The sequence below is a fragment of the Moorena sp. SIO3H5 genome (assembly GCF_010692395.1).
Lineage (GTDB): Bacteria > Cyanobacteriota > Cyanobacteriia > Cyanobacteriales > Coleofasciculaceae > Moorena.
Genome location: NZ_JAAHHS010000007.1, coordinates 41,482 through 63,106 on the forward strand (window position 1 = coordinate 41,482; position 21,625 = coordinate 63,106).

Here is a 21,625-nt window from a genome sequence, read left to right on the forward strand (position 1 = left end):
CATGATGGTGAAAAACGATAGATACACATCGAAGTATTAACATTAAACATTTCTGGTGCCATATAATCAAATGAGCAGAGATATAGTCAATAAGATTAACCATCCCTAGCAATCTCTCATTAACCCCTAAACAAACATAATGGCTCAACAAGTTGGGATTGCACTCACCTTTATCATCTTCCTGCTGTTATTTACAGCAGTGGGAATTTACTCGGCAACCCGCAAACAAAATACTACTACCGATTATTTACTGGCTAGTCGAAATGTCAACCCTTGGCTGACAGCACTATCGGCAATGGCAACTGGTCAAAGTGGCTTCTTGTTCATCGCTCAAGTCGGTTTTGCCTACAAAATAGGGATTTCCTCCCTGTGGCTGACCATTGGTTGGGCAATTGGAGACTATCTTGCTTGGTATTTTATTTTCAAACGGTTGAGACAGCTCTCTGAGGAAACTGCTTCAGATACTGTCTCCTCCTTTCTCAGTCAAAATATTAAAGGCTCCCGTTTGATTGCTATTATCTCTGCTATAATTACTATTGTATTTCTAGGTTCCTACGCCGCAGCCCAACTGGTAGCAGGAAGCAAAGCACTCAATGCTGTGTTCGGATGGAACTATAATTTAGGCATCATTATAGGAGCAGTAATTGTTGTCATTTACTGCTTTTCCGGGGGAATTCGCGCCTCAATTTGGACCGATGCTCTACAAGCAACAATCATGATCGGTTCCTTGTTACTTTTGTTAGTGGTGGCGGTTGCGAGTTGTGGTGGAACCGGGCAACTGTGGCAATCTTTGGCAGGCATTGATCCAGCTTTAATCAACTGGAATTATTCTCAGCAACCGTGGGGATTTGCGCCTTTCTTTATTGGTTGGATAGTCGCTGGTTTTGGTGTGGTGGGACAACCCCACATTATGGTGCGCGCTATGGCGATTGACTCAGCCGACAACATTGCTTTTGCCAGAAATCTCAAAGCTGCTTTGGGGTTAGTAACCTCGATATCGGCTATGGGTATTGGCTTAACAGGGCGAGTGCTGATGCCGGATTTGTTGGCTTCGGGGGATCCAGAATTAGCACTTCCTTACCTATCGTTGAAATTGTTACCAGTAGTTTTAGTGGGATTAATGCTCGCTGGGCTGTTTTCCGCCACTATGTCCACAGCAGATTCTCAAATACTCTCTTGTTCAGCTGCCATAACCCAAGATATTTTTCCGGCTGCAGCTCAATCCTACAAATTGGCAAAGGTAGGAACCCTAACTGTAACAGCAGTAGTTTTGGGGATAGCTCTACTTGGAAATAACAATGTCTTTGCTTTAGTAACTTTTTCTTGGTCGGCTTTGGCTTCAGGTTTGGGTCCTTTATTAATCTTGAGAGTTTGGCAGCGACCAGTAAATCTCATCACAGCGATCGCAATGATGGGAATTGGGATTGCTACAGCTTTGATTTGGAATTTAGGACTTGATTTGTCCAGTGCTATTTATGAAGTGCTTCCAGGTATGGCTGCAGGGATGGCAGTTTATGGAATTGCTCAGTTTTTGAATCATCTTAAATGATTCCGTTTTTAGTTGTTTAGTTTAGTTCTTTATAAGAGTAGATTATTTATGTCAGTACTTCGCATTCTTCATTTAGTTGGGTCTGCAGACAATGAGTTTTACTGCGATTTGTCACGCCTTTACGCCCAAGACTGTATTGCCGCAACGACAAATCCTTCCCTCTACGAATTTCATATTGCTTACATTACCCCGGATCGCCAGTGGCGGTTTCCCTCATCCCTTAGTAGCAAAGACATCGCCGCAGCAAAACCCATGTCTCTCTCTGAGGCGATCAAGTACATAACAGCACAAACGATTGACCTAGTGCTGCCACAAATGTTTTGCATCCCTGGCATGACTGAATACCGCGCCCTATTGGACTTGCTTAATATTCCCTATGTGGGCAATACCCCAGATTTGATGGCACTAACTGCCCATAAAGCCAGAGCTAAGGCTATTGTGGCAGCGGCAGGAGTTAAAGTACCTTTTGGAGAACTACTTCGCCAGGGAGACATTCCCACTATTAAGCCGCCAGTAGTGATCAAACCTGCTAGTTCTGACAATTCTTGCGGAGTAGCTTTAGTCAAAGATGTGGCTGACTTAGACGCTGCGATCAAAACAGCATTTGAACATTCAGATGAGGTTTTAGTGGAAGAGTATATCGAACTAGGTCGGGAAGTTAGATGTGGAATCGTTGTTAAGGACGGCGAGTTAGTGGGTTTACCCCTGGAAGAGTACCTGGTGAATCCCCATGACCACCCGATTCGCAACTATGAGGATAAACTAAAACGAACAGAAGATGGCGACTTGAGTTTGACTGCTAAGGATGGTGTTAAAGCTTGGATGGTAGACCCTAGCGACCCTTTAACAGAGCCAGTTCAGGCAGTAGCTAAGATGTGTCATCAGGCGTTGGGCTGTCGGCACTACAGTCTTTTTGACTTCCGTATCGACCCACAAGGGCAACCTTGGTTTCTAGAAGCAGGGTTGTATTGTTCTTTTTGTCCTAAAAGTGTGATTGCTTCTATGGCGAAAGCATCGGGGATATCTGTAAATGATTTGTTGATGACAGCGATTGATGAAACCTTAGTTGATAAGGCTGCGTAAACGGAATAGGCAACGGCGTTGCTGATCCAACTAAACAGGTAAGGGGTCTCCCGTTATACCCGCGCATGAAGCGCGGGAGGGGAATTACCTGACGGGGTCTCTTGGTTTTGGTATAATAGATTGATGGCGGTTGGACTGCCGCTCAATGGCTGTAGTAAATCGATACAGGATATCGTTCGCGTAGCGTCGGCATCCGCCGAGGAACAGTAAGTCTCATTCGTGAGGAGAGAGAAGCCTACATCATAATCTTTGATTTGATGTAGGAGTAGTCACAGAATGGATATGAGTGGGGTGGGCAAGATGCCCATTCCACAAGATCCCCGAACAGGCAAGATTCCCATTCCACAAAATTGTTCAAATCATTCGATTATTAAGCAGCGCCGGGAGCCAATGAGTGTCGAATGGTTATGAGTAATAATTTTAAGTTAACTAAAATCAGGCTCCCCAATCCTGCGCCTATGTTTGACTCGAAGGTTTTTACATAACACACCCTCTGCCTATTAGCAACTGCATTAAGACAGAATACATAATTTTATTGCTGATCAAACTTTGATCAATTGCCAATTAACTGGTAAATAATTTCTTCTGAGTTCTAACTTCTCAGTTCTAGCTCCTGAGTTAGAGATAATCAACTTTATATCTAACTCAGGTATATTGCGTTTATTATACTTATGAGATATATAGCGTTTATATTTGATTTGTGAACATACTCCCTGATGCAAGAGGAAATAGAAAACAGGCATCCATGGTAGAGGATAAACAGATGCGGATTTATATTGTGCAATAAAAAAAAGACTTCTGTAGGTGCGCGCCTCCAAGGGCGAGTAAATCGCCCTTGGGTCGCACCTTAAGTTTACATCTCATTTATCAACCCTATAGCCGTTGAAGTAAAAGTTAAGAAATGTTTCTGTGTTTCTGTTCCCTACTCCCTACTGTCTAAAACCCCGAGGGCAAGGTATCTCAACTAATTGAGAACGGTTATTTTGTGAAGTATGAGTAAGTAACGTTTAAGTTTTCCGTAACAAGAGTGCCACTCCCGAGAAGTGCGATCGCATTTAGTCTTGGTCATGGCATCATAAGCACCATGACTATAGTGATTTAAATTGTGATCTAAATTACTTTTAATGGCCTCACCCCATTCCTGATCACGGTGTTCACCTGTGACACACGGATTTGGGTATTAGTGATTTTCACCTACAGGAGCCCGATCTCAGGGATTAAACTTTCCGACTAGGAGCTAGCTATAAAAAGTGTCTGAAACCAGCTTTTTTGCTAATTCGAGCCCTTTCATCCGGAGTAGTTGGGATAAATCGGGTTTTGGCTGCTGATTGCCGCCATATTGGCTGAAAAAATGGCCTATCTAAGCTAACCTTTGTAAAGACTTCACAGAAAATTTACAATCTCGTGGGACTATTCACAAGTAATTTACGGAAAATCACTGATACACGTGGTTAACTTTAGTAGAAGCAAAAAGTGCCATAGGTACTCAAAGCATGTAGTTTCTCCTAGTCACTACTGAAAAACCATGAGGTGCGCTTTCCTTTTGCGAATTTAATTCGGGTGATTGTCGCACCTCAAGATCATAACCAGAATGAAAAAACCGTACCATGCGGAATTTCTCTCACAGCCCTTGAGGTACATAGTAACACGAGTAGTTTTAACAGTTAACTATAAAACATGTCAGGCTCTCCTCTGAATAAATTCCTTTTCAAACCCGTTCTTCTTGCAGCAGCGGTATTGTCAGTACTGTCCTTACCAGTAGCAATTTTTGGCTCACAACCAGTCTCCATTCGGATTCAGGGAGAACAGTGGATGGATGGTGAAATTAAGGATCTTGCTCCCCCTTACCTAGGGTTAGTTGGAGCCTTAAGTTTGGGAGTCGGTATAGCCAGTTTGGCAATTTCAGGGTGGCAACACTCTGCCCAGAAATTTTCTCAAACTCAGGACAAAGTTTCCACTCTAGCTGAAGATATCCAGTCAAAAGAAAAAGAATTAGAAGACCTTAAGCTTTCTTTGTCGAGTTTGGCAGCGTCTGGACTCACTGATTTTATAGATGAGGCAGAAACCCAGAGAACAGTTACAGAAAACGTTACGGAAAATCTTACGAAAAACGTTAACGACAAAGTCGTAGAAAACCTTACAGAAAACCTTACAGAAAACCTTACAGAAAACCTTACAGAAAACCTTAAGGAAACTCAGGATAACAGCCTTGAATTCCAGCCAGTCTTTGAAACTATAGTGACTAGGTCGGATTTTGTTGAAGAGCCTGCTATCACAACGGCTACAAGGTCTGTAGAGGATGTAACCCAGAAGTTTGCCTCAGCACAAACGTTTCTAGGTTTTGTGCGCACAAAACCTGTACTCACCCCACCGATCGAGGTAAGTTCACCAAAACCGGAGCAGCTGGAGCAACTAAACACTCAACTTCAAACAATTATGACTCAGATGGCTTCTTTACAATCTGCCCTTGATGGCACACACGGAAGTCGAGGGATTGAGGTACCTGTAGCGAATCACCCATCCAAACAACTTGTTAAGTCCTGGTCTGTAAAGGGTTAGGAAAGTTTAAGACAAGTTGTTAGACGATTAGGGTGCATCCTTGTCAAACCATAAGCTAAAAAGCATCTACTGGAATTGACTCCAGAGAGTTAGGTATAGATAGTTTACTGTTGGTAATTAGCCAAAATTGATTTAGTTGACCATTTTTGCCTTTGGAATTCACAATTATAATCTCGATTTATCGATGGATTAATTTATCCATAGATTAATTTGGGATTAGCTAATTACTGGATTGTTACGATTGAGATCACCTTGAGCCTTTTCACAAAAAGCGCCAACAAAACGCGATCATAGGGCTCATTAAATAAAACTGTTAAGGTATTTTAGTAAAAGCTTGCACAGTTTGGCTGAGTATTATTCTGAATATTATTCTGGGTATTATTCATGGTTCAGGCAAGATGCGTGACTAACCATGAACCATGACCATTAACAATAAACTAATATAAAAGTTTTGTCTTATCGGAAAAACTCTGACGGCGAGAGTGGAGTATTGTTTTGATTAGTTAAATTGGTTTGTGGGCGAATACTACCACTAACCGATGTTCGGGGTTTAAGTTCTGAGCGGTTTCCCCAGCCACCATTGCGTTCTGCTGCCCTAATGCTAGGTACTGATTTCCTGCCACTAGGTAGCGGTATCGGTAGGGTGTAACTCGCCTTTACGTAAGGTTGACCATCATTATTAAATCGGACGAGGTCACCTTCCATCTTTGGAATCTGCTGCTGTTGCTCTTCAGTTGTTCCTACCTGACCATAGGGCTCATAGGTAGCTACGAAAGAGACACTATTATTGGGGCTAACCGAGAATCGTCCTTGTGATTGATTGATTTGCCAAGCTTCCTGAAGGCGACCATCTGATGCTACCTCCCATAGGTTAAGCCTAGCTTGCCATTGACCCTGCTCGTCTACCTCAACAACTTGGCGATCCAAAATGGAATAGGTGCCTAGGGGGTTAGAACCAAATAAAGGCTGTTGTGTCGGACGCAAATAGCGAATAGCAGCCACAGCAATTTGACTTTGGTTAGGTAGATTACTACTACCGGATACAGTATAGGCACCAGGACGACTGGCAGCTTTCACACTGAGTTCTAACTCAAGGTCAGGGGATTTTTTTGGGGAGCAACTGACACACAATGCCATTAGCATTAGGATCATAGTCCCGCGCCTATTAGAGTACAGTGAGCGAACTGTTTTACTTAAAAACTGGTAGAATTGCATAGGCATAGGTATAAATAGATTAGATATCCCTAAGGGATAGCTTATAAAGAATAACTAATTGTCAGATTAGGGGTTGAAAATATCGACTATCATAGCAAGTTGTTAAAAGCGAGCTATGTTGATTGCTAGTTACTCATCCATTGACCACGGAACCCTAATCCACGTCTAACATAATCAATAGCTTGATTGTTTATAATTGAGCGTTTATAATTGGTAGCTTATAAAATTTTATCCACTAAGACTAGTTATGAAGCAGCAAAGCAGGTTTAGACATACATCTTTATTGAAATTTTGTACTACTCAGTTGGCAATCGCTGGCCTAGTAACTTTAGGGATTCCTAATGATGCTGCCACTGCTGGAAATCAATTTAGTTTGTGTGCCAAAGATCTTAAAGCGGCCAATATTACTTCAGAAATCGCATCACAAGCTTGTTCAGAGGCACTACAACCTGAAGATTTATCGTTTTGTGTACTGAAAATCGAGGTACTGACCTCATTAGCAGGTCAAAAAGCCCTAGGTGCTTGTACACGAGTGCGACGACCTTTGGAATTAGCTAGGTGTGTGGTTGATATTGACAAGCAGATTGAAAACATAAATGCTAACTCAGTGCTGGATCACTGCCGTCGTAGCCTCCTGCCAAAGCAATTTTCTGAATGTGTTATTGGCTTGAATAGTGCCAATGTCGCTAGCCCTGACAAGGCTCTAAACACTTGTATTTCTGTTGATCAATATCCATCCGAATTGTCTCCGACCTTTGCACCACCTCCAGCAAGAACGTCGGTTCAGTAGTTTGGTTGAGTATTGTAAGCATATGCGCTAGGCGCACGCTGCGCGAACAGCACTCAGCACTCAGCACTCAGCACTCAGCTTTATGACACAGGCCACAAGTCCTGTGACAACACTGCAGCATTATTCCAATGCTTACCGATTTTATTCAAAAGCTGTTCGGTGTAGCTTGCCCTATGCTCATGGATCACATCAAGTACCGTGGCACAGGCTTCTAGCCTGTGACTGATTAGCTGTTCGCGTAGCGTGCGCGTAGCGCTTTAGCTGATAGCTGATAGCTGTTCGCACAGCGTGCGCGTAGCGCATATGCTTACCTTCTGTTTATTTAACCTTCTGCTTGTTGAAGCTTGTTTAAGTAATCAACAATTTCGTTAAATTTTTGATCCACATTACCACTGGTGAATAAATATTCAGCCCTAGCCAGACCTGCTCTCAAATCTGGGCAAACACCACAACGCCACAGATAAAACCCACCATTCCAGATAGCGGCTGGCATCAATGGGTTGGATTTACCCTTTAAGATTTCCTGGTACTGTGTCAGCAGTTTAGTGGTTGACTCAAACGGTAAGTCCTTGCCAGCCAAACCGTATTCACTGGGATGGAGTAGCAGACGTTCAAACCCTTGACTAGATGATGGTTCACTAATGGCTATGATGGCAGTGCGATCGCGTGCTAGGTCACAGCTACCCTCTAAGCCTTTGACAAAGGTAAAATTCTTGACCAGACGCAGCTGACATGTCTGTTTAAACAGATTTTCTGTAGGTGGATGAACATACCCGGCAACATGATGAGTCTGTCTTTGATCGGCAGACCTATAGGCAGACCACAGGAGTTCCATGGTTGCTATCGGTGGACGTTTACCGATTTGGTCGCGATAGGAAACTAACTGATGAGCTTCGGGAAAATGCTGGGGTAAATAGATAAATCCTAAGCCAGTTTTCTCCAATACTTGTTGCACCTGGGGCACAGAAAGTTGGGAGAAATCCATACCCAATCCCTGCCAAATCTCAATTAAGGGGACTCCATACTTAGTGGGCATACAATCTCCGCCATCCATGACCACAGGTACACCAGCAGTAGCTAAGACTAAGGCGGTCAGGGGTGTGACTGGTGCAGTACGGCTTCGTCCATCATAGGGTGTTCCTAACGCTGTAACCCCCAGGGATGGAGAAGAAGAAACTGACCGAGAGGTATCTTGCCCATGGTTGATCTCCCACGGGTGTAACCTTGGTCCAAGTTGGTCATAAGCATCCAACATCCCTGCCAGTTCTTCACTGGTCGGTCGTTTGATGCGGTGAGCAATCATAAATGCTCCAATTTGGGCTGGTGTAGCCTCTTGTGTCAACATGAGGCGGGTTGCCGTGGTGGCTTCTTCACGAGTTAAGGCTTTCCCTGTGTGCACACCACTGCCCACTTTCTTTAATAATTCCCTGAAGGCATTACTCATCGGTGATTAGTCCAAAGCTGGAAACAGTTATCAAGCTTGAGCAAGGGCTGGCAGCTGGACGTTCCAAGCCTGAACTGTTGGCATGTCCAGCTGACGCACCAGTTTACAAAAATGCTGAATTGGTGGAATGTCTAAGCGATCGCGAGTCGTGACTAAGACCACCTGACGAGTCCACTTCGAATCCAAGGCAGAGACGCTACCTACTAGTTTGTGGGAGCTAGCCAGGGATTCTGGTAGTTTTTCTAGGGATCGCACAGCCAGAGTAGAGTCTTGATTTACATTGATCATGGCTGATTTGGGCAATAAGGCAATCAATTCTCCTTGGCGCACTACTCCTTGGAATGCTTCTAGGGTATTTAACTCCATAACTGCCCGCAAGTTAGCCCCTAGACGGGCAAACTGCTGCTGTACTAAACGTTGCATGCCATAGCCACTTTTAAAGACTACTTGTGGGTATTTAATCAGTTCTGACCAGGGCACTGATTGATAGTTTACTAAGGGATGGTCTGATGCCATCAGGACTTCGATGGGCTCTTCATAGAGTACCTCAACTACCATCTCTGAACTAGTGGTCAAAAAGCGATTGTTCATCACAATTGCTACATCCACTAAACCATCTCTCAGTACCTTCAAAGAGCGATCGCTTCCGAGGGCCGTCACTCGTAATTGCACTTGAGGATAGGCCCGACAAAATTGCTTTAAGATCGGTGGCAAGTAGTGAGCGCAGACTGATTGGATTGCTGCTACACACAATTCTGGCTGCTTACCTGCGATCAAATCTGCTAATTCTTGGGTAGCAGTTTGCCACTCTTGACATATTTTACGAGCACGGGGTAACAGCTGTTCCCCTGCAAGAGTCAACTTGGCGTGAGCAGTGCGATGAAACAGTGGCATACCCAGATGGCTTTCCAGAGACTGAATTTGTCTACTGATAGTCGATTGTGTTACGCCGCATTTTTGTGCCGCTTGTCCAAAATTACCTGTCTGGGTGACTGCCAGAAATGCTTGCAACTGCTCAATCCGCATGATTTCTCTAAGGTGTATGAGGTTTCATCATAATTCATTGAACATAGTAGATTTTTTTAGTAACTTCGGTAAAATTTGATACATTGACCCTCTCCCATTTAACTAAATCAATAACTCCACTAATGTAATCTAGTCAACCAATTTCAATTGGAACAGTCACAGTCAAGGGAAAACAGGGCACTTCGGATTTCTGAAAAAGCCCAGATATTAAGAAAGTCTAAATAAATAGATAAATGTAGCGTTTCCTGGTATATGCGAGGTACATCTAAATTTTTTAAATTCATATCACATTTTGATTATAAAATCAATACTTATTTAATATAAGATTTACTTATTTACATTATTTAATAATATTAGGGGTAATTACTCTCAAACCCCTTTACAAAACTTTAGATATTGCTTAATATATATACATGAAGGCACACAAAAGCCGGACGAACCTCGAAAAGTTCATATTCATACCCGCAATCATAAGAACATGACTACTGTATTACAACAGAGCAATAACTCTGTGTGGTCTCAGTTCTGCAATTGGGTTACCTCCACCAACAACCGCCTCTATGTAGGTTGGTTTGGTGTCTTAATGATCCCAACCCTGCTAGCTGCTACCACCTGCTTCATCATTGCATTCATCGCTGCTCCTCCTGTGGACATCGATGGTATCCGCGAGCCCGTTGCTGGTTCCTTAATGTACGGAAACAACATCATCTCTGGTGCTGTTGTTCCTTCTTCTAACGCCATTGGCCTACACTTCTACCCAATCTGGGAAGCTGCTTCTCTAGATGAGTGGCTATACAACGGTGGTCCTTACCAGTTGGTAGTGTTCCACTTCCTGATTGGTGTATTCGCCTACATGGGTCGTGAGTGGGAACTAAGCTACCGTTTAGGTATGCGTCCTTGGATCTGCGTAGCTTACAGCGCACCTGTTGCAGCTGCTAGCGCCGTATTCTTGATCTACCCAATTGGACAAGGTTCTTTCTCCGATGGTATGCCTCTAGGTATCAGCGGAAACCATGGCTTGCTGATAACCGACGGGGAGTAAGACATCAAAGCTTTCTAATAGCCCACTGGTTTGGCCGGAAATTTGGATGTCTTCGCTTATCCCTAGGGCAATTTTTAGTAAGGCGCGGGTCAAGCCATTGGGATTACCTGTGATTGAGATGGCGATGCGATCGCTATAGTAAACTCTAGCTCTAGATAACCATAGCAGGGGTAAGCTCAATACCCAGTAAATGCTGTAACTGACGGAAGCAACAGTACCGGTAATTCCTAAAAGGATTGGGCTTAACCATCCCCTACCACCAGGTAATTTAACTAGCAGTAATTCCTTTAGCTTCTCTGCCCACTGAGGGATTTGCCAATAGATGGTGTAAGGGATTTGAATAATTAGTACCCCTAGGGACATCAACATGAAATCCCGATTGATAATATGTCCTAGCTGACCAGCGTAGATGTTGGCAATTTCATCATCTTTGAGCTGGTCTAATAATCCCTGACTAACTACAATGCGAGCAGTGCGAGGTAAGTTACCATAGGTCAGGGCTACGGTGGCGTCTGTGGGTAAGATTTTTAAGCTGGGTAAGGGCAGACGTCGTTTGCGGCAAACCTTTTGGATGACTTTAGCGGATTCTGGATGGCGGGAAGCTAGTTGAGTTAGGGATAGGGGTTCAAGACCATGAAACTGTAGCAATCCATCCATTAACCAGGGCGATAGGATAAATAGGATTGCTAAGGTAATTCCTAGGGCTAAAGTTGGGTCACGGTATAACAATTGGAAGGGTTGGAACCACGGTAACTCTACCAAGATGGAATTGATGGTTTCCATGGCGAATTCTACTAGAACCCGCAGTAGCCAGAAAAATGCGATCGCAACCGTGATTGCTACTAACCACAACCGTTCCATCTTGGGAGATTTCAGGGGATGCCAATGCTGTGCTCGTCCACAGTTGCGCCATCGAGGACGAGGAGTGTAGAGGGTGGGAATATCCGGGGGAGAGTAGGGAACTGGTAATAGGGAAGAAGATGAAGCAGTCTGGTTTGGTTTACGGCTCAGTTTCAGTGGGCTAGACGCCTGATCCTCTAGCGGGGTAAACCCTGTGGCATCAGTAGGGGACTTAGCAGCAACAGGATACTTGGTAATTAACTCAGCCTCAGTTTTAGCTGCCCATTCCTGTATCTGGGGGTCAGGGTGTTCCCTCAGGTGTTGGCAAAGTGCGATCGCTTTTTCCGGTTGACCATGCTTAGGATATGCCTCGACTAGGGATTGAGAGGCTTCCGTCACAATGGAGTCATCCAACTCCATCTCACAGACACCTTCTAAGTGTGCGATCGCATCCTGGTAATTGCCCTGTTTCAGAGCTTCTATACCAGCTGCCAGAGTTGGATTAGGAATAGATGCCATGAGGTTTCTAGTGTTTTTCCCTATCTTCCTCTAAGATACCCTTTCCCTAGCCATGTGATCTCACCTCCGTGGTATCCCTGAGAATGAGCTGTTGCTGTAACCTACGGTTTTTTCAGTGTGGTAAACTCACTTGAAAGATGCTACGATGGGGATAAGACGTGATGTATTAGTAAGAATAGGGCTAAATAAGTTACCCAAATCGATCCTATTCAAGGTGACAATCTCACTTAATAGCTGTTATCCTAGGAGCATGCCGTTATTTAATTGTAATAAAACCTGAAAAAGTTACCCCATTCTATCCACTTCAGTGTTGCAGTCTCATTTAAAAGCTGTTAGAACGGGAATGTAACGTTATGAATTGGTAACTCATCGAGAGATTGAGTTACCAATTTTTTCCAATTTCAGGACATCACACCATGACTTCACAAAATCCAATCCCGCCGCAGTTAAGTGATATGCCAAACGTGGAACTTGAGTCCACGGATAACAATCAGTCTACTGAAGCACTAGTAGAAGAAGGTGTTAACCGCATCGTCAACGAGATTGTTGATTCGGCGCTAGCACGGATTAGCGATGAGCAAGAGCGGCAACTAGTGCGCGATGGTATTGCTGATATCCTCGGTAACACACTCCAGGAACTAGTTGAGGAAAAACTTAATCACGAGCAATCTCAAATCTCCATGATTGGGGGGATGGCTATCGGTGACGCCGTTGATGCCGGTATTAATGCCGCTAAGCAAGTACAAGACCTAGGCTTTGTGGAGTTTACTGCTGGCTTAATTAACGGTACTTTCGATGCTATTATCGCTGCCACGATCAGACAGATCGAAGCCTATGCTGAGCTGGTTGCTAACTTAGCCAAAACCCTGGAAAACTTCGAGGCTGAAAACGTCTCTGATGCTGAGATTAACGCACACCTTAATGAACGCTATCCGGATGGCGATGGGGGCACTGTTGTACGCCCGGACTATGCATTTCTAGGCACACCTTCAGACCCAAAAACCGGGAATCCTGGCAAGGGTGGTATTACTAAGTTACAGGAGGTAGCAAGAGCATTAGAAACAGAAACGGCTAACCTGGAACGACCCCTTAAACTCACTATCACACCAGAGCAGAAGAATGCTTTCACGGCTCCACAAGTCTACCAAATTCGTCAGGCAATTTCTAAGTTACTGGCACAGAGCTTGATTGATCATCTCCGGGAGATGGCAAGGCAGGGCATGGCAAGGATTGTAATCAGCGATGGTGAAATCCTTTCTAAACTTACCTTTAACGTTACTGCTACCGAAACAGAAACTAAACGAAAAAGCGAGTACGACCGTTTACAAGCTGGCGCTTATCTCCGAGCCAGTGCTAGGTGGGGATGGGGTCGCGCTTCTGTTGGAGCAAACTTCAACAAACTCAAAGTCAAAACAACTAATGAAAGTTCATTTGATAACGTTACCATGAGTACTGAAATCATTGGTCAGGTTAAAATTCGCTTCCGCACCGAGACCTTCCCAATCCTAGAGTCGAACGCATAACTTGATTACCTAATTACTTAAGTATCGCAGCGGGATGATTGTTGCGATAGGGTAGCCTCCAGGGAATAGGAAAAGAGAGGGGAGTTTGAAGATATTTTCTCCCTACTCCCTGCTCCCTGCTCCCTTATTTAGTAACCTCAATCATCCCCTATCTATCATTACCTATGGCTGATATCACACTAGGCAAATTGATTGCCCTGATCCTTGAAGAAGTATCTGACACCCTCGACCAAAAAAGTTCTGACAGCGCAGCAGGAAAAAATTTACAGGTTACAGATGTTTATTTTGATATTCCAGCACATTTATACCTGCAAACCGATGGGCAATTTTTAAGTCAAGAGGAAACCACATCACGAGTAATGATTAGTTTACCTTCAACCATAGAAACTCCCCCTGTCGGTAAACTAGGTCGCATCCGCATGACTATCGCTCCTGAAAAATCACTATAAGACTACCCCATCCGAAGTTGAACATTTTTGCTAGTAAACTACTATGAATACTGATGAATCATTAACCGCTAGCAACGGCAATACAGTAAATAATACCAACAGCAAGACAGAGGAAAATATGGAATGGCAGCTAGCGGATATGGTTGATGCGATCGCTGCTGAAATTGACCGTGCTGAAGATACCCTTTCCTTGAAATCTTATGCCCGTGGCAAATCCATGGCGATTAAACAGCTTCAACTGGACATGGAAGTTAAGCTGCGCCGTAGCTCTGACGGGCAAATTTTATTTCGGACTACAGACCCTGGCGAAAATAGCGCTACTATTATCAAACTGGATTTTGCCCAAGTCCTAGAAAGCCAGTTACAAGGAGTGCGTAAGCAACTTGACCAACCCATCAGCACGAGGCTTCTGGCTACTCTACCTAGTATTACCGAAGCTGAGATCAAACAATTAAATGGCATTGGGATTTACTCAGTTAACGACCTTGAAGCCTACACCCAAACAGCGGCAATGGTAGCCGAACTCAGCCGCAAAACTGGAATTGCTGATTCACGAATTCGGATCTGGCGACAGCTACCATTCTTGAGTGAGGTCAAACCAGCAAAAGGACTACCCGGAAGCCAGGTTGTGATTGAGGGAGATAATTTTGGCGATCGCGACCCTAATGCCGCAGTTATGTTCCAAGGTCAACCAGCAGAGATTCTGGAGTGGAGCAAGTCCCGTTTAATTGTTACCATGCCCGAAGTAACAGGCTCTGGTGTCTTGTTTGTACTTATCGATGGTCAAACCACCAATTTGCTGTCTTGGGAAGCAATCACCGTTGATTTACGAGTGCGCAATATTACTATCACACCAAATCAACCCTTAGCAGGAGACCTGATTACCATTGAAGCTGATCTGATCAATCAAGGGAATAGTTCTTCTGATGCCTTCGAGGTACAGTGGACAGTGGATAACAAGCCCCAGCCGATCCAATCCCACGGTCCCTTGCAGCCCAATCAGCGATCGCAAGACAGCAGTATCCGTCGCCAGCTAACACTCGAAGCTGGTTCCCACACCATCCGCTTCACTGCTGATCCCAACCACAAGCATTTAGACCTCAACCCAGCTAACAGCACCTTTACCAGACAGATTGAGGTTAAAGGTCTAAACCAACTAACCATTGCTGATTTTCGTGATATCAATACCCTTGACCCACTAGTCAATATCAACTACTCTTCAGGGGATATGAACTACGGTCCAGGGGATGTTTTGAGCCTAGTCTTCCGTGGTTTGGGTCGTCGTGATCCAAAAACAGGAGCTTTTGTAACCGATATTGCCACTCGTTGGTGGTGGACTGAAAATAAGGAAAATAATACTCGAATAATTTATTTTGAGCTCTCTGAAAACGTGAGTTTCCATGACGGAAAACCCCTTACTGTAGCTGATGTGGAGTTTACCTATCAGGTATATAATAAAAAACTTAACTCAATCCCAAATAAGCGGGTGATAAACATAATCAGAGATATCAATGTCGTTGATGATCGAACTATCAGCTTTGAAGTGCTATGGCTTTTTATCAAAGAAGAGGAAGCCAAAGATAATAATTCTGATCAAGTTGATATTGACAAAGGTGATACGATTACGCCCATTGACCGGGAGCAGATTCAGGCTCTAGAGAGGATTGATCAGATTGTTGAGCAACCAACCTCCCGAGCCATTGAGTCTGATCAGATTGAGTCTATCGAAATCGTTGACCAACCACGCCCCCGCCCCATCGACATTGTTGAGTCTCCACTACCACCCTACATTACCTCTCTGATGAGTATCGGTATAGTACCGCGCCACGCTTACAATCAAACAAGCTTTCAGCTGAAGCCCATTGGCAGTGGACCTTTCCAGGTTGAGACATTCCAATCAGGCAAAGAAATTGTACTGAATGCCTTTCCAAAGTATGTAAAAGGTAGGCCACGATTGGATCGTATTGTTATTTCTGTCCTAGGGCAGCTTGATGTAGTTACAGAGGTGGTAAGTACTCAAAAGTATAGTGCTGCGGTGCTACCATATACTGAGAAACTCTATAGCCAGTTCAATAACAGAAAAGATTGGACTGTAATCCCAACTCCCCTCAACAAACCGGAGCTACTTCACCTACAATCTTCTAGTCTTCAGGAGCGATTACCTAACGATTTTGATAGTAACTGGAATGCCCATCTTTGGTACTTCTCTAGGGAAATCGGATTCTAGTTTGATATTGTAGCGGTTTTAGATAATAGTTAAGGTAAGCTATCACCTAATGCGCTACAGATGGTGCTACTTGAGTGGCTATTGGCCTTGGCCTTAGCCAAAGGCCACGCTGCTTTAGGAGTTACACTCTAGATAGAGCGCATCTTTATTCCCTATTCCCTCTTCTTTATTCTCCTCCTGGGAGGGATTAGGGGTTGGTTCCTTTTCCTTGTTCCCTAACATCCCCAAATTGTTTAGCTCACAAGTCGTAGAACTGGTAGAAATGACATTCCATTGTGCATAAGGCGCATTTGTGGGATCTGTAACATGAACCGTAACCGTGTCTGAGTAAGCAGAAGTAGGCGAGCAACCATTGCATCGTGATACATATTTGCCTGTGTCAGCCTTCAGAGCATACTTACCATTGCTTAGCAACTCTGGAGTGAATTGTGCATATGCTGGGGCAGGATCGCTAACGTGAATAGTTAGAAAGTCTGAGTATGCACCTCGTGCAACACAGCCATTACAGCGCGCTACATAGTTTCCTGTATCTGACTTCAACGCAATCTTACCTCCGCCCACATCAACTACTTCAAACTGAACGTAAGCCTTATCCTTATTAGGCAAGTCAATATGGACTGTGACAGTATCAGTGTTAAAGTTGTTGCCATTATATACAGCTTCTTGACAACGCCGACAGCGAGCAAACAATTTCCCTGTATCAGCTTGCAAAGCTATCTTGCAACCTGTGGGAGAAGCTTCTGCTACTGGAGCAGTAAACATCATTGTCAGCACGGCTACAAAGGCCAGTAGTAATCCAATCCACTTTTTCATTGTTTATTGTCTATGATGAGATAATGGTAGATAATCGACAAGTGCGATCGCCTTTGGCGCGGCTGAGGCCTTTGGCCACGCTTCCCGAACGCCGATCGCTTAAGATTGAGCCAAAACTCATCTTTTCCAACCAAGACTGGAGTAGGTGAGTCGTAGGTGGAAATTGAATTTAGGACACCCTAAGCTCTTGGTTTTACTTGCCCTATATATAGTAAACTATCATCAGTCATAAATCTTTTATGTCTTCACAAAACTTAAAATTGACAGGGTATATTTCTGAGCAATATGGCTCGCAGTCCCTGAAAGGATGACAATGAAAGGCTTATAGAATCTAGGGCTGTGTGCAATACATTTCATCCGCACCTAATTAGTCCCTTGGAAAGCACAACAGTTGCAAAAGAGCAGAAGACCTTTGAGGCAATTCCCCAACAGGGTCAAACAGCTTTTATGGAGATGCACCCGAATAGCAATGCAGTTGCTGATGGGGATTAGCTGTATCCAATAGATTTGCGAAAATCTTGCCAAGTTACTGGAATTTCTGCTGGGTTTTGGCAAATCACAGGTAACCAAGTAGCGCAAGGACATTCATCTTCTAGACCTTGGAGCTTTTCCCTAGCTTCTCGGACTGAATAATAGAATGGCTTACCACTGGCAAAGGCAGCCAGGAAGTTTTTAAGAAATGCTTGGGCTACTTGATCTGGCACAGGCTCCCGCATCACAATCATTTGGGGGATGTGTAAATCAGCGAGATTCACTGCTAAACTTAACCCATCACAAGAGTTAAATATTGCTAGGGTTAAACCTTGAGCGATCGCTTTTTTAAGACCATGCTTTAATTGAAGAATGGTCAAACTATCGGTTTTATTAATAAAAATCTGTCCAATTTCATCCTGAGCATTACTACAACTATGACCAGCAAAAAATAGAATATCCCAGGGTTGCTCCCAAAGTTGGTTATTGATCTCTTGTCGATTTGGCTCTACTAAAAAGCTGACTTCTGCATCAGGTAATTGCTCTAATAAAATCCGGTCTTTATGAATATCAATCCCAGTGCTATCACCCAGAATTGCTAATATTTTTACTTTAGGCTTAGTAGACGTAGATTTTTCGAGGCGTTCATAAGCTGGAGTACTCAAAGCAAATTCCGATTTAGGATAGCGCTCGAAAAAATCCCAGAGATGCCAAGGTAAATGCCTCAGTTTACTGTCTTCGGTTTGGATAATAAAACGAATTAAATCAGATGTCGTTAACTTTTCTAGGAGTTGTTCTCTAATCGAGCGAAAGGACTCAGATTTCAGCCAATGATTCAGGTCTTCTTTCAAGTTTTCCGCTGAATCATGACATGCATCGAAAAACTCTTTTCTGCTGAAATTAGTAATTTGTGTTTCTATCACTTCTAGCCGTAGACCAGTTCTCATCCCTCTGCGGTATAGTGATTGCCATTTGCCATAGGATTGGATAATTTCCGGAGCTGAGGGCAACACCCCTGTGCATTCTACGGATGGAAAACTTCCCTCTGGTCCAATCTGAAGGGTAATCGGAAACCCTTCTCTGAGGTTACCTTTACCAAATTTTAGAATAACTAACTTGCTGTTTACCGATTTTGACGTTGCTTCTTTGTGAGTCTCCCTCAGATTAACCGGTCGGCTAGCTAACAACTGATCCAATAATTCTTTATAATCCGCTTGATGCTGGCGATAGAGAGTAATTTGCTCATCTTTACTGTTTAGCTCAGCTCGATACTTTTCGTCTAAAGCTTTGAGAGCCAAGTCATAATGTTGAATAAAATTACTATGAATTTCAGCTTTATTAGCATCAGCCGGTATATCTACTCTGACAATAACACAGCCATCTCCTTTATTTTCAATACTGCGGATAGCGAGCTCACTCCCTTCATTTTCGATTTGTATTTTTTCCCACGAAGAAGCGAACGCTTTCCCATCAATTCCATTGCGGAAGATTAAATCAACGGTATTTAAAACTTCTTGAAACAGTTTAGTAAAATCCCCGGTTGCAAATTCGCCACTGCTAGGACGGCGTTCTCCTTGATGGTTGAGTAGATAAACATAGTCACAGATAGCACCATCTAGCTGAGTGGTGCTATCAATATTCCAAGCTTCTAAACAAGCTCCGGTTAGTCGTGAATACTTAAAATTAGTAGTTAAAGCTTGGGTTTTAGTCAGGTTGACTCGTTCTAACCAAGCCCCTTCAAAGGTCGCGTCACTCACATCCGCTTCGGTTAAGTCAGCATCACTGAGGTCTGCACCTGCTAGGTTGGCTCCTTTGAGATTACCTCCCCGATAGGATTGATTTGCACCTCGGTGACTAACAACTAAATCGCGAACTTCTCGGTCAATTAAAATAGTATTACTAACTCTAGCTAGGTCAAGGTTTGTGGCTAGATGAAAGTTAGTGCGAGTGAGGTTAGCATTTCTAAAATCTGTACTTTTGAGGCTAGCTTTGGTGAAATCAGCATCGGTTAAGTTAGCATTGCGAAAACTTGTGCCTAGTTTAGCCGGTAAGGTAATAGCAATTAACCGAATAAAGGCAAATTTTGGGTCTTCAGCCAAGGCTTGCTTAGCCACATAAACACCTAGCAACGTCACAGCTAAACCCCAGGAAAAATGAGCAGCTTCGACACTATTACCAGCTAAAGTGGCTTCCCAATGGATATCTATATTGGGGATGATAGCTCCAGTTACTACTAAAATTCCTGGTATAATTCCACCATGGGCGATAGCTATAGTTGTGCCAATTGCTACAGCGATAGCTAACATTAATGTCTCAACTCCAGCTACGGCTATAGCAACACGGGTAATGTTAGCTTCCAGGCTAATATCAGCGACAGCTATAACCACCAGCACTAAGGCCAGAGCAAATCCCCGTCGGATAATAATGATGCTAAAGATTAATAACAGTGCTGATGCGATCGCACTCTGAAGAATAGGGGATTCTGATTCCAGAAATTTTAGGGAAATATGACCAGTTTGGCAGAAAATGTGACTTGATAATACTGACAGAAGTAATGAAAATGCCAGTAAAAGAATGACCCAGTAATACCGTAGTCCACTCCTAGCATGCCTAAAGGTCGCTCCTTTCAAAATAGTATTGCTGAAGTCTACACCTCGAAGGTCAGCGTGGTTAAAGTTTGCTCCTGTAAGGTTTTGACCCTTGAAGGAGCGACCTCGAAGATTTTTGCCAGAGAAGTCTGAGAACATAGTTGCTACGTACTTGTTGAGCACACTTCCTGTTTAACATCAGGCTTATCAGTCAATCTTTTCACCTCTGATCAGACGAAATTATCGCAATCGCTGTTCCAGCTTGTGTTAGGACAAGACGTCTATAAATTAGCTATTATCATTTAACTAATTTTAATTAACTATAACTAATCCGCCATCTCTCAACCACTTGTCGCAATTTCGGAGGTAACCAACTGTCATACTTAGGATAAACTGGTAAACGCGCTACTAACGTCCAGCCAGCTGGTTCAATCACGTGTCGCAATCGATAACTATGGGGATGAGGATAATCGGGATTCACCTCATCCTTGGGACTAATTCCGCCTAAATCCCGTGCGCCAGCTTCCAAACACGCTAATAGAGCAGAAGACCGTTGAGGCAATTCCCCAACAGTATCAACTAAATTGGGAGGAATTTGGATAGTAATATCTTTGGGCAAAATCTGACGCGCCTTCCGAATCACTTTTAGCAGTTGATTAAGACCGAAAGACTGACTATGAAACATTTCTGTAGTGCCCTCACTGTAAGGTTGCAGGATCACCTCTTGGATATGACCATACTCACCATGAATTTGTGCGATCGCATTTAAACTTTCCCACCAATCCTGCTCAGTCTCACCAATGCCAAACAACAAACCTGTTGTAAAGGGAATCCCCAATTCTCCCGCCCATTGCAACTGTTGTAGTCGCACCTGTGGTATCTTACTCGGAGCATAGCAGTGAACAGTTTTGAGCAACTCCGGTGTCAATTGTTCCAACATCAACCCCATAGACACATTCACCTGCTTGAGTGCCGCCATCTCCTCCCAACTCAACGGTCCAACATTAGTATGGGGCAAAAATCCCAGAGATAAAGCCAGGTCACACAAATCATAAATTCGTTGAAACCAAGCCTTGCGCCGTGAAGACCTGGGATGAACCTCACCACTGAGAATAAGAATTTCACAAACACCCTGAGACTGAAGCAACGTTAACTGATTTTCAGCATCCTCCAGACTCAACCAAGGACTGCTACCCGGTTCAGCACGAAAATTGCAGTAGCTACAACGATTAAAGCATTCGTAAGTCGGTACCAAAGTGTAAGCAGGGCTGTAGGTAACGATGTGGGAATCACATTGGGAATCATAAACATCCATAGGAAAAAACACCCGTCAAAAGAGTCCTATGATAATTGTTAATGGTTCAGTAACACCTTAAGCATTAAGCGGTCAGCGGTCAGCGGTCAGCGGTCAGCGGTCAGTTGGCCTTGGGGTGATAGCACCATCTGTAGCACCATCTGTAGCGCATAAGCACCTCAAGTATTGTGCG

15 protein-coding genes and 1 pseudogene are annotated in these 21,625 nt (G+C 43.8%); 9 read left to right on the forward strand and 7 right to left on the reverse strand.

The window, feature by feature from the left end; translation table 11 throughout:
• The first annotated feature begins 139 nt into the window (after positions 1-139).
• From F6K52_RS01930 to F6K52_RS01940, 3 genes are all read left to right on the forward strand, one after another.
• On the forward strand, positions 140-1,549 hold the full coding sequence (locus F6K52_RS01930; RefSeq protein WP_293073190.1) for a sodium/proline symporter: 1,410 nt from the start codon (positions 140-142) through the stop codon (positions 1,547-1,549).
• A gap of 48 nt (positions 1,550-1,597) precedes the next feature.
• Complete coding sequence (locus tag F6K52_RS01935; protein ID WP_293073193.1) at positions 1,598-2,632, forward strand: D-alanine--D-alanine ligase; 1,035 nt, start codon at positions 1,598-1,600, stop codon at positions 2,630-2,632.
• A 1,677-nt stretch (positions 2,633-4,309) separates the two neighbouring features.
• Positions 4,310-5,191 (forward strand): hypothetical protein, encoded by an 882-nt coding sequence (locus tag F6K52_RS01940; protein ID WP_293073195.1) that lies wholly within the window; start codon positions 4,310-4,312, stop codon positions 5,189-5,191.
• Positions 5,192-5,647: 456 nt separating this feature from the next.
• Here the strand turns inward: F6K52_RS01940 and F6K52_RS01945 are convergent, their stop codons facing one another.
• On the reverse strand, positions 5,648-6,328 hold the full coding sequence (locus tag F6K52_RS01945) for a hypothetical protein (RefSeq protein ID WP_293073198.1): 681 nt from the start codon (positions 6,326-6,328) through the stop codon (positions 5,648-5,650).
• Between the two features lie 325 nt (positions 6,329-6,653).
• On the opposite strand from F6K52_RS01945, the gene F6K52_RS01950 reads away from it, so the two are divergent.
• Entirely contained in the window at positions 6,654-7,196 is a 543-nt protein-coding gene (locus tag F6K52_RS01950; RefSeq protein ID WP_293073201.1) for a hypothetical protein, read from the forward strand.
• 322 nt (positions 7,197-7,518) lie between these two features.
• On the opposite strand, the gene F6K52_RS01955 is transcribed toward F6K52_RS01950, so the two are convergent.
• Together F6K52_RS01955 and F6K52_RS01960 are read right to left on the reverse strand one after the other, a co-directional pair.
• Entirely contained in the window at positions 7,519-8,640 is a 1,122-nt protein-coding gene (locus F6K52_RS01955; protein ID WP_293073204.1) for an anthranilate phosphoribosyltransferase family protein, read from the reverse strand.
• A 30-nt stretch (positions 8,641-8,670) separates the two neighbouring features.
• Complete coding sequence (locus tag F6K52_RS01960) at positions 8,671-9,666, reverse strand: LysR family transcriptional regulator (protein WP_293073207.1); 996 nt, start codon at positions 9,664-9,666, stop codon at positions 8,671-8,673.
• Between the two features lie 478 nt (positions 9,667-10,144).
• Here F6K52_RS01960 and F6K52_RS01965 point away from each other — a divergent pair.
• Positions 10,145-10,675, forward strand: a pseudogene (locus tag F6K52_RS01965) (Photosystem Q(B) protein 1); the annotation flags it as partial.
• Here the strand turns inward: F6K52_RS01965 and F6K52_RS36895 are convergent.
• On the reverse strand, positions 10,661-12,067 hold the full coding sequence (locus F6K52_RS36895) for a zinc metalloprotease HtpX (RefSeq protein ID WP_364415626.1): 1,407 nt from the start codon (positions 12,065-12,067) through the stop codon (positions 10,661-10,663). The pseudogene F6K52_RS01965 and the gene F6K52_RS36895 sit on opposite strands and share 15 nt — an antisense overlap.
• A 416-nt stretch (positions 12,068-12,483) precedes the next feature.
• On the opposite strand from F6K52_RS36895, the gene F6K52_RS01975 reads away from it, so the two are divergent.
• From F6K52_RS01975 to F6K52_RS01985, 3 genes are all read left to right on the forward strand, one after another.
• Positions 12,484-13,590 (forward strand): hypothetical protein, encoded by a 1,107-nt coding sequence (locus tag F6K52_RS01975; protein ID WP_293073210.1) that lies wholly within the window; start codon positions 12,484-12,486, stop codon positions 13,588-13,590.
• 164 nt (positions 13,591-13,754) lie between these two features.
• On the forward strand, positions 13,755-14,039 hold the full coding sequence (locus tag F6K52_RS01980) for a hypothetical protein (RefSeq protein WP_293073212.1): 285 nt from the start codon (positions 13,755-13,757) through the stop codon (positions 14,037-14,039).
• A 43-nt stretch (positions 14,040-14,082) separates the two neighbouring features.
• Positions 14,083-16,266: an ABC transporter substrate-binding protein gene (locus F6K52_RS01985; protein WP_293073214.1), complete on the forward strand. Its 2,184-nt coding sequence runs from the start codon at positions 14,083-14,085 to the stop codon at positions 16,264-16,266.
• A gap of 114 nt (positions 16,267-16,380) precedes the next feature.
• Here F6K52_RS01985 and F6K52_RS01990 read toward each other — a convergent pair whose 3' ends face one another.
• Positions 16,381-17,079, reverse strand: coding sequence for a hypothetical protein (locus F6K52_RS01990; RefSeq protein ID WP_293073217.1), 699 nt, complete (start codon positions 17,077-17,079; stop codon positions 16,381-16,383).
• A gap of 23 nt (positions 17,080-17,102) precedes the next feature.
• Between F6K52_RS01990 and F6K52_RS01995 the strand changes: the two genes are divergently transcribed.
• Positions 17,103-17,228 carry a hypothetical protein gene (locus tag F6K52_RS01995; protein WP_293073222.1) on the forward strand — a complete coding sequence of 42 codons (126 nt, stop codon included), beginning with the start codon at positions 17,103-17,105 and terminating at the stop codon, positions 17,226-17,228.
• A gap of 339 nt (positions 17,229-17,567) precedes the next feature.
• Here F6K52_RS01995 and F6K52_RS02000 read toward each other — a convergent pair whose 3' ends face one another.
• Together F6K52_RS02000 and cofG are read right to left on the reverse strand one after the other, a co-directional pair.
• The gene (locus F6K52_RS02000) at positions 17,568-20,297 is read right to left on the reverse strand and encodes a pentapeptide repeat-containing protein (RefSeq protein ID WP_293073225.1); all 2,730 of its coding nucleotides are present in this window, start codon (positions 20,295-20,297) and stop codon (positions 17,568-17,570) included.
• 157 nt (positions 20,298-20,454) lie between these two features.
• On the reverse strand, positions 20,455-21,453 hold the full coding sequence (gene cofG, locus F6K52_RS02005) for a 7,8-didemethyl-8-hydroxy-5-deazariboflavin synthase subunit CofG (RefSeq protein ID WP_293073228.1): 999 nt from the start codon (positions 21,451-21,453) through the stop codon (positions 20,455-20,457).
• Positions 21,454-21,625 lie beyond the last annotated feature (172 nt).